Here is a 6,203-nt window from a genome sequence, read left to right on the forward strand (position 1 = left end):
CTTACAATGCCGATGTTGTGGCACTTACGGCGGCAACTGCGGCCATTCGAGATCAGGATCATTTGCGAGCCAATGTGAAAAAGATAAAATCCTTGACCCTCCAGCAAAGCCGGCTGCGCGAGACAACCGGCATTACGGTGGTGGGTGTTTGGGAAAGGGGCAAGTTTGAAATACCCACGGCGGCGACCCACATCAATTCAACCACGGTCCTTTTATTGGCCGGATCGGCCGAGCAACTCAAGAACTACGATGAGCATATCGGCGGATACCAGAAATTGCGGGCGCCGGTCCTCGTCCTGGGCGGTGGCCGGGTCGGCCGTGCTGCGGCAGAGGCCCTGGAGCAGGCGGGTATCGACTATCGGATCATCGAAAAAAACAAGAAGCTTGTCGTCAATCCCAAATATGTTCACGGAAGTGCCGCGGACATCAACATCCTGACACGCGCCGGGATCGATGAGGCGCCATCGGTTATCATCACCACCCATGACGATCCCACCAATATCTACCTGACCATTTACTGCCGCAGGCTGCGCCCAGACATCCAGATCATCTGCCGGGCCAATCTGGACAGAAATATCTCAAAACTGCACACGGCCGGGGCTGACCTGGTGATGTCCTATGCCTCCCTGGCGGCCAACACCATCCTCAATCTGCTCAAACCCGACGATGTCTTGATGCTTGCCGAGGGATTGAACGTATTCCGTGCCGGCATGCATGCCTCCCTGGTCGGCAAATCGTTGATCGAGAGTCAGATCCGCATCCAGACCGGCTGCTCGGTTATCGCCATCAACCACGGCGGTGAGATGATCAGCAATCCCGACCCCTCAGTTCGCCTCGGCGAAAAGGATGAGCTGATCATGATCGGCACCGACGATGCGGAAAAACAATTTTTAAAGCGGTATGCATAAGCGATCAAGCCCGAGGTATCTTAGACAGCACTGCCTACATGCCACCGAGTTTCGGCAGAACCGCCGCGGCGAAGCTCAAGACAAAAAAGAAGCCGCACATGTCGGTGACCGTCGTCAGCAGCGGACTTGAAACCAGGGCCGGATCGAGCTTCAGCCGTTTGAGGACGAGGGGCAGCATCCCGCCCAGGATGACCGAAACCAGCGTGTTGGCCGCCAATGCGCCACCGACCACAAGGCCGAGCCAGGGATTTCCCTTCCAAAAGAAGGCGACTCCGCCAAGTAGCAAGCCCAGCACCAAACCGTTGATCATGCCGACACGCGTCTCTTTTGCCAGCACCCAGAGCAGTTCGCCGGGCCGAACCAGCCCCAGGGAGAGCTCGCGCATGGAAACCGCCACGGCCTGGTTGCCCGAACAGCCGCTCATGTCGCTGACCATGGGCAGAAAGACCGCCAGGGTGATCACGGCGGCCAGGGTGTCCTGATACAGGGCGATCACACTGGCGGCGATGATATTGAGCACGATGTTCATGCTCAGCCAGGACAGACGGCGGCCGGAGCGTGAAAGCAATGGCATGGTTCTGAACTCCTCGCCGCCGATGATACCGCTCAGGCGCAGGAATGTTTTGGTCTTGCGTTTATTGACCGCCTCCTCGATGGCACCCGGCAGCACCACGCCGACCAGCCGTTGCCCGTCATCCACCACCGGCACCCCGAACAGGTGGTGCTCCTCGAAAAACTCCTCGAGCGCTTTAAGCGAAGCATCGTCCGGCACACTCAGCGGGGAAGGGATCATTACCTGGGTCAGGCGGGTCTCCCGCGCGGGAAAAAGCAGGTCATGCATGCGCAGCACACCGGCCAACCGCCCTTCACGGTCAACCACGTAAAAATACTGCACATGGTAATCGACGTATTCACTCCGATTGGCCTGCAGGTCGTCGAGGACGTCCTGGATCGTATCGTCGGTTTTGTAGACCAGGAACTCGGAAATCATCAGGCCGCCGGCGCAGTCAGGGGAGTACGCCAGCAGCATCCTGGCTTCTTCGGCCTCCTTACGGTCCATCTTGGCCAGAATGGCCTGGCTGGCATCCGCATCCATTTCGCCCAGCACATCAGCCAGATGATCGCTGGTCAGCTCCTCCATGATCGCAGCTGCCTGCGCCGACGGCATATCCTCCACCAGGTCCGCCGCCTGGGCTTCCGAGATGTCCTCAATTACGTCGGCGGCATCTTCTGGGCTGAGAATGCTGAACAGACGATGTTGCTCTTGCTCGGTTAACCGAGAGATGGCCCGGGCCGTTTCCGACGGGCTGAGCGTATCGATAAACGCATTTAATTCCTCGCTTTTACCGGCAACAATCAACCGGCGGAGCGTTTCCCAGGGGGGAGTTGGATGACTCATGGATAACCTCGCAGGCGTACAGCTTGAAGGTGCGTTGGGGAGTTAGGCGGCGGCAACCGCTCAAGCGATCAGGGCGTCCTGGAACATCACGGCAAAACCGAGAAAGGCCAGAAACCCCAACACATCCGTTACGGTCGTTAAAATGATGCTGGAGCTTTGGGCCGGATCGATGCCGATCTTTTTCATGATCAGCGGGATGGATGCGCCGGCCAGGCCGGCGAATATCAGGTTGACCAGCATGCCCAGGCCGATCACCACGCCGAGGTAGGGGTTGCCGTACCACAGCCAGGCCACCAGCGCGGTTACCGCACCGATGACGATGCCGTTGATCGCCCCGATCTTGCCCTCTTTGAGAACCAGTTGAAAGATTTTGTCCTTCGGAATTTCGCGCATGACGATGCCGCGCATGACCACGGCCAGCGACTGGGCGCCGGCGTTGCCGCCCTGGCCGGCGACCACCGGCAGGAAAACGGCAAGGATGGTCAATTGGGCAATGATGCCTTCGAACAGGGCCACGACGGCGGCCGCCAGGAAGGCCGTCGCCAGATTGATATGCAGCCAGGGCAGTCGCTTCTTCAACGAAAACCATATGGTCGAGAAAACCCGTTCATCGCCGCCGGCGCCGAACATCCGCTGGATGTCCTTGGTGGCGTCCTCCCTGACCCCGTGAATCATGCGTTCGGCCTTGATGATGCCGAGGATACGGTTCTCGCTGTCCACCACGGGCGCGGCAAAAAATTTGCGCTTGGCGAGTTCGCCGGCGGCTTCGTGCCGGTCCATGAAACAGTGCAGGGCGAATAGATCCTTGCGGCTGATCTCATCCAGGGTCTTGTCGGGATCGGCAAGCATTAAATCGCGCATGTTCAATACGCCGACGAGACGATTGTCATCATCAACCACATACACGTATGATGAGGGAAACCGCTTTTTGGCCAGCGAACGGATTTTTTCAATCGCCTCTTGGGCCCGGCTCTCCATTTTCAGGGCAATGATATCGGTGGTCATGGTCCGCCCGATGCTGCCTTCCGGGTATTCGAGGAGCTCCCTGATCTGCCCTTTTATTTTTTCGGAGAGGTGCCTGGTCATTCGTTCCCGGGCTTCCTGGGGAAGACGCATCAGTATCGAGGTTGCCGACTGCGGGTCGAGGTGCGATGTCATCTCCCTTAAGAACGCCTCGTCGGCATCCTTGAGCAGCGTGGCGGCATAGCTGATCTGCAGGACCTTGACCACACGGACCGACAGGGGCATCGGCAGGGCCTTCAACACGTCGGCCGCCTCCTCTTCGGTCATGCTTTCGAGAATGTGGGCGGCCGTGTCCAGATCATATTCGAAAAACTTCTGAACCACCGGAAGCAGGTTGGCGTTGCCCGTCATGAATTCAATCCTTTACTCTCTTTTTTTCGGCGTCCATGATCTCTTTGATGTCCATGGCACGATCGAAGTTGTTGACCTGCTCCTGGGAAAGCAACAGGTCCTTCATGCTGTATATCTGCATGCGGCAGGACTGGGTGAATAACCGGTTCACCAAAAGCAGGGAGGCGATCTCCATCTCCTGTATCTTTTTCTCGGCCACTGCATTGAGGGTGTTTTTGATAAAGCGGTTGTCGGCCTCTTCGATCTGCACGAAAGTGGTCAGCAGGCTGCGGTACTGGCCTTCCTGGTCCTGCGTGTTCAAGATCCGGCCCATGTTGTGGTACAGCTCCACCAGACGCTTGCGGAACAGCTTGTACTGGGCGTTCAAGTAGGCATTGTCCGAACCGTCGAACTCATCCATGTTGTGGCGGATGCCCTTGAAGTTTTTGATGGAGTTCATCATGTTGCGTGAGGCGTAAATCAATCGCTCCAGCTCTTTGACCTCCGTCTCATCGAGTTTATGGGTCTGGATCTTGGAATAGAAAGTAAAGATTTCGGCATGCAGCAGCTTGATGTTCTCGTAAAATTCATCCAGGGTGTATCGTTTCTTTCGGTTGGCTTCAAAGGGCAGATCGACGTCGAACACCAGCCGTTCATCGATCCGCAGCAGCCTCAGGTTGTAGAGCTGGCACTCCTGCAGCAAATGGCCGGTCTCTTTTCTTAGGGCCGCCGTAGCGGCATCCGTAATCTCCGGAGGTGTCTGGTCAAGATAGACGGTGAGGATGGTTTTGTAGTCCGGAAAAACCTTCGTCAGAAATCTCGACAGCGGCCCGAGGAAAGGAAAAAAAAGCACCACCCCCAACATATTGAAAAGCGTGTGAAACAGGGCCAGGCCCATCAGGCTGTCGGAACGGATATCGACCACAAACGAGATGATCCAGACCAATAACGGCAGCCCTAAAAAGGCCGCTGCACCGGTGATGACATTGAAAACCAGGTGGCTCAGACTGACTCTTTTTTTGGCCTGCACACCGCCGATGGCCCCCAACAATACGGTGATGGTCGTGCCGATATTGGCCCCGATGACCATGACGGCACCGATGTCGAAGGTAATCAGCCCGCTGTTCAGGGCCGTCAGCACAATGGCAATGGTCGCTGCGCTGGCCTGCATCAGGGCGGTGACCAGGGTGCCCACCAGCAGGTAAAACCATAGTCCGTAGTCGGGAAACTGCCCCAGGCTGAATGTCTGCGTAAAGCTTTCGACGCTGGTTTTCATGAAATCCAGGCCCAGGAATAAAAAACCGAACCCGATGATCAGCCGGGTGACCCAAAATGGCCTGGAAGAGGGCTTGAATAAAATCAAGCCGCCGGCGCCCAGGCCGATGAAGGGCAGGGCCAGTGCCTCGATTTTAATTTTAAACCCGATGGTGGCGATGATCCATGCCGTCAGCGTTGTACCGATGTTGGATCCCATGATCACGCCGATGGCGTTTTGCATGTTCATCACGCCGGCGCCCACAAAGGCCAGGACCATCAGCGAAACCGCCGAGCTGCTTTGCAGCAGGGCGGTGACCAGGGCGCCGCTGCCGATGGATCGCAGCCGGCCGTTGGTATACATCCGGATGATGCGCCTGAACGCCCGTCCGGACAAGGACTTGACCGACTCCTCGATCAACTGCATCCCGAAAAGGAAAATGCCCAAACCGGCCAGCAGTTTCCACAAATCAAAATGAATCGACATAACCGTTCCTATGGCCTCAAACCATTACGGTATTTTCCGGGATGTCTGGCTTTCCATGCCGGCCACCTGCTCCACTGGCAGCACCAGGGCAATACCGGTACCGGGCTCGCTGAATCGGCCGGCAGCCCTGATGGCCGAAAGGATCGGTTCGACCATGGCGTCGCTCACCAAGAAAAGCACCACCTCGGTGCGGATGTCCAGGCTGAGCCCGAAAAACGTTTTCGCCTCACCGGCGCCTGTTCCGGAGGCCGGGATGATGGTCGCCCCGGTGGCACCGGCCTTTTTGGCCGATTCGACGACCTGGTCGGTCAGATTCGGCTTCACCATTGCGAGGATGCATTTATTGGCCATTGACTTTTTTCCTCCTTTGTCCGATTCGAGGCAACCCACCCATTGTTTTTGCGTTTTGGCGACAAGCGAGCGTTTGTCATGTCTTTTTCTTCCGCCGCCCGACGATCCATTGAACCAGCTGGGCGTATCCGAGAACACTGATGATCGGGAACAAACTGGCAAAGGCAATCAGCCCGAATCCATCCAGCACCGGACTGCGGCCCGGAACATTTGACGCCAAACCCAGACCGAGCGCCGCAACCAGGGGAACGGTAACTGTGGAGGTGGTCACCCCGCCGGAATCATAGGCCAGCGGGATGATCATCCGCGGCGCGAAATAGGTTTGTATGGCAACCACCACATAGCCGGCTAGGATATAGATATAAAGTGGGGTTCCTGTCACAATGCGGAAGGTGCCAAGGGTAATGCCCACAGCCACGCCAAGGGCAACCGCAATCCGCAGCCCCAGTGA

The 6,203-nt window shown here is 57.1% G+C and carries 6 protein-coding genes; 1 reads left to right on the plus strand and 5 read right to left on the minus strand.

Translation table 11 applies throughout. The features are described from left to right. On the plus strand, positions 1–908 hold a 908-nt coding region (locus ABYV26_RS18190), incomplete at its 5' end, for a TrkA family potassium uptake protein (protein ID WP_372682777.1). Between the two features lie 34 nt (positions 909–942). Here ABYV26_RS18190 and mgtE (ABYV26_RS18195) read toward each other — a convergent pair. From mgtE (ABYV26_RS18195) to ABYV26_RS18215, 5 genes are all read right to left on the minus strand, one after another. Then, a complete protein-coding gene (gene mgtE, locus ABYV26_RS18195; protein WP_372682778.1) occupies positions 943–2,307 on the minus strand; it encodes a magnesium transporter in 1,365 nt (454 codons plus the stop codon). Between the two features lie 60 nt (positions 2,308–2,367). Next, a complete protein-coding gene (gene mgtE / locus ABYV26_RS18200) occupies positions 2,368–3,654 on the minus strand; it encodes a magnesium transporter (RefSeq protein ID WP_372682782.1) in 1,287 nt (428 codons plus the stop codon). A 31-nt stretch (positions 3,655–3,685) separates the two neighbouring features. Next, positions 3,686–5,401 carry a Na/Pi cotransporter family protein gene (locus ABYV26_RS18205; RefSeq protein ID WP_372682779.1) on the minus strand — a complete coding sequence of 572 codons (1,716 nt, stop codon included), beginning with the start codon at positions 5,399–5,401 and terminating at the stop codon, positions 3,686–3,688. Positions 5,402–5,425: 24 nt separating this feature from the next. Next, positions 5,426–5,752 (minus strand): P-II family nitrogen regulator, encoded by a 327-nt coding sequence (locus tag ABYV26_RS18210; RefSeq protein ID WP_372682780.1) that lies wholly within the window; start codon positions 5,750–5,752, stop codon positions 5,426–5,428. A 76-nt stretch (positions 5,753–5,828) separates the two neighbouring features. Beyond that, a partial coding sequence (locus ABYV26_RS18215; protein WP_372682781.1) for a DUF1538 family protein occupies positions 5,829–6,203 on the minus strand: 375 nt, incomplete at its 5' end.

The sequence above is a fragment of the Desulfosarcina sp. genome (assembly GCF_041551955.1).
GTDB lineage: Bacteria > Desulfobacterota > Desulfobacteria > Desulfobacterales > Desulfosarcinaceae > Desulfosarcina.

Coding starts and splice junctions, on each gene's coding strand:
- mgtE (WP_372682778.1), bottom strand. CDS start 2,307: ATGAGTCATCCAACTCCCCCCTGGGAAACGCTCCGCCGGTTGATTGTT.
- ABYV26_RS18205 (WP_372682779.1), bottom strand. CDS start 5,401: ATGTCGATTCATTTTGATTTGTGGAAACTGCTGGCCGGTTTGGGCATT.
- ABYV26_RS18210 (WP_372682780.1), bottom strand. CDS start 5,752: ATGGCCAATAAATGCATCCTCGCAATGGTGAAGCCGAATCTGACCGAC.